Raw genomic sequence first — 1,620 nt, forward strand, 5'->3', positions numbered from 1 at the left:
CTCTGGGCCGCGATGCGCGATCACCGCCCCGCGACCACGCTGCGCCAGGCGGGCGAGGTCGCCGAAGAACTCGGCCCGGAACTGGGTCCGGTGCTGGGCCGGGTGATCTCGGCTTGCGGCTTCCTGGCCGATCTGTCCGATCTGGCCGGGGAGGCCCCCGCGCCGGGAAAGCCCGAGGGGTCGGACATGGGCTGAGCCCCGCGGGCTGGCTGGATCTGCTGAAGGATTATTGCGCGGCCGGGTTCGATCCGGCCGCCTTCTGGTCCCTGACCCCGGGGCTTTACCGCGCCCAGATGGCGGGCGCCACGGCGCGGGCGAAGGTCGGCCATCACCGCGACCGCTGGCTGGCCTGGCATGTCGCGGCCCTGACCCGGACGCCCGACTTTCCCCGGGCCGATGACTTCCTGCTGCCGCCCGATCCGAAGCGCGAGGCGGCGGCGATGATCCTGCGCGCCCGCGTGATGCATGCGCGCTTTGAGGCGCAAAACCAGAAAAAGAGGTGATCCATGGCCCTCAAGGCGGTGATCGGCGCGCTGCGCGTCAATCTGGGGCTCGACTCGGCCGAGTTCCGCAACGGGCTCAAATCGGCCGACGACCGGTCGAAACGCTTTGCGCGCACCGTGACGGTCGGGCTGGCGGGCGCGGTCACCGCCGCGACCGGCGCGCTTGGCCTGATGACGAAACAGGCCATGGGCACGGTCGATGCCCAGGCCAAGCTCGCGCAATCGCTGGGCACCACGGTCCGCTCGGTCCAGGTGCTGAGCCGGGCGGGCGATCTCTCGGGCGTCGCCATGGGCACGGTCGAACAGGCCACGAAGGACCTGACCCGCCGCCTCAGCCAGGCCGCGACCGGCACCGGCCCCGCGGTCGAGGCGCTGAAGCGGCTGAACCTGACGGCCGGGGATCTGCTGGCGATGCCGCTCGATGCGCGGGTCGAGGCCATCAATGCCGCGATCCTCGACTTCGTGCCCGCGGCCCAGCAGGCGGCCGTCGCGGGCCAGCTCTTCGGCGAGGAAGGCTCCATCGCCATGAGCCGGATGGATCCCGCGACCCTGCGCCAGGCCGCCCGCGATGTCGAAGACTTCGGCGTCGTCGTGTCGGAACTGGACGCCGACAATATAGAGAGTGCGAATGACGCGGTCTCGCGGCTGGGTCTGGTGGCGACCGGGCTTGGCAACACGCTGGCCGCGGCCGCCGCCCCGGGGATCGAGCGGCTGGCCAACGGCTTTGCCGATCTCTGGCGCAAGGGCGCGCCGCTGGCCTCGGCCCTCGACCTGGTGCTGTCCAATCTCGACCGGGTCGCGGCCTATGCCGGGACGGCGGCCACGCTGATCGCCGGGCGGTTTGCGGCGAGCTTTGCCGCCGCGACCGTGGCGGCGGCCGCGCTGAACGCGAAGCTTCTGCTGACCCGGGCGGCGCTGATGCGCACGGGGATCGGCGCGCTGGTGGTCGGTGCGGGCGAGCTGGTGCTGTGGTTCGGGCGGCTGGTGACGGCGGCGGGGGGCCTCAGTGCGGCGCTCGATCTGATGAAGGATGTCGCGGCCGAGGTCTGGGACCGGATCGTGATGGGGCCGGAGCTGATGCGGCTCCGGATGGAGGAGCTCGGCGCCCGGATGAAGG

At 71.9% G+C, this 1,620-nt stretch carries 2 protein-coding genes and 1 pseudogene; all 3 read left to right on the plus strand.

The genetic code is table 11. The features are described 5' to 3' along the window. A partial coding sequence (locus tag BYZ73_RS23060) for a hypothetical protein (protein WP_181498156.1) occupies positions 1-195 on the plus strand: 195 nt, incomplete at its 5' end. Positions 196-293: 98 nt separating this feature from the next. Beyond that, positions 294-503, plus strand: coding sequence for a hypothetical protein (locus tag BYZ73_RS21025; protein WP_112317557.1), 210 nt, complete (start codon positions 294-296; stop codon positions 501-503). Between the two features lie 3 nt (positions 504-506). After that, positions 507-1,620: pseudogene (locus BYZ73_RS21030) on the plus strand (phage tail tape measure protein); the annotation flags it as partial.

The organism is Rhodovulum viride, from assembly GCF_003265965.1.
In the GTDB taxonomy this organism is placed as follows: Bacteria; Pseudomonadota; Alphaproteobacteria; order Rhodobacterales; family Rhodobacteraceae; genus Rhodovulum; species Rhodovulum kholense.

Bases quoted from the DNA above. Each gene is read 5' to 3' on its own strand.
- BYZ73_RS21025 (WP_112317557.1), top strand. From the start codon at position 294: ATGGCGGGCGCCACGGCGCGGGCGAAGGTCGGCCATCACCGCGACCGC.